The organism is Microbacterium sp. F2, assembly GCF_052274505.1.
Classification (GTDB): Bacteria; Actinomycetota; Actinomycetes; order Actinomycetales; family Microbacteriaceae; genus Microbacterium.
In genome coordinates, this window is the sequence record NZ_JBNVBV010000024.1 from 1 (window position 1) to 1117 (window position 1117).

Annotated in this window: 1 protein-coding gene; it reads right to left on the bottom strand. The window is 70.0% G+C overall.

Features of this window, described 5'->3' with window-relative positions:
- Positions 1 to 141 precede the first annotated feature (141 nt).
- On the bottom strand, positions 142 to 1117 hold a 976-nt coding region (locus ACQVDU_RS15845), incomplete at its 5' end, for an IS1380 family transposase (RefSeq protein ID WP_443477649.1).

Sequence of the window (1117 nt, forward strand, 5' to 3'; positions counted from 1 at the left end):
AGCCTCGATCCACCGATGAGCCGTGGGTGTGCCGGGGCGGCATGATCGGGGCGCGGTGACGCGTCGAGGGCAGGGTTGAGTTCCGGGCGTCGCATCCCGGTCGTCCACTTGGTCCTCGGTCGTGCCGCGTTGCGGCGATGGTCAGGTGGTCACCGTTGGCGGTGGCGCGTGCGTGGCTGTGAAGAGCCGGTCGAACGCGGTCTGCCATGGCCAGGCCTCGGGCAGGTGCAGCGTGATTCGGCGCGCGGAGCGCGCCAGCCGTGCGGGGACGTGGATCAGGGTGCGGCGGATCGTCGCGGTCGTTGCTCTCGCGAGCCGTCCCGCTCGGTCGGCGACGAGACCGGCAGCGCGGGTGAGGTTGAATGCGATCACGGCGATGACGAGCCAGGCGCTGTTCGCGGTGAACACCCCGGAGGGCAGGTGCGCGAGCGGCCCCGCTTTGAGGTCGGCGTGGACCTGCTCGATGATCGCGTGACCGCGGTGGGTCTTGTCCGCGGCCACCGTGTCCATCACCTCCTTCGCTGTGGTGGTGAAGAACGCGTGATGCCGGTAGACGTCGAACAGGGTCGGCTGCTCCACCTGTCTCGGGTTCAGATCGGGGATGCGCCGCACCACCAACCGTCCGGCGACCTGTTCCGCCTTCTTCCTCGAGCGGAACGCGGTGAACGGGACCTCGGCGACCTCGGCTTTGGAGATCAGCTGCCCGGTGGTCTCGTCACGGATCGCGTCGGTGTACTCGATCATCTCCCACGCATCATCCGGGATGGTCGCGATCGCGGCCTTCACCGCCGGGTCCATCCTCACGGTCACCGACACGTCGGCGCCCGCCTTGATCGCGGTGCCGACGGTCGCGTGTCCGTAGAACGCGGAGTCCGCCCGCAGCAACGGCCTGGCCCCGGTCGCGGCGCTGGTGCGGCGCAGGGTGGCGAGAGCATCGCCGACGATCCGCGCGGCCCCCTTCGGGGACCCGGTCTTCCCCTGCCGCAACCGCTGGGCCAGGATCACCGGCGCCGACGAGGTGGTCGATGCCGTGGCGAGGAGGGCGTTCAGCCCCCGGACGCCGGAGTACCCGAAACCGGCGCCCTGCTTCTGGTATCCGTGGACCTCGATGATGGTG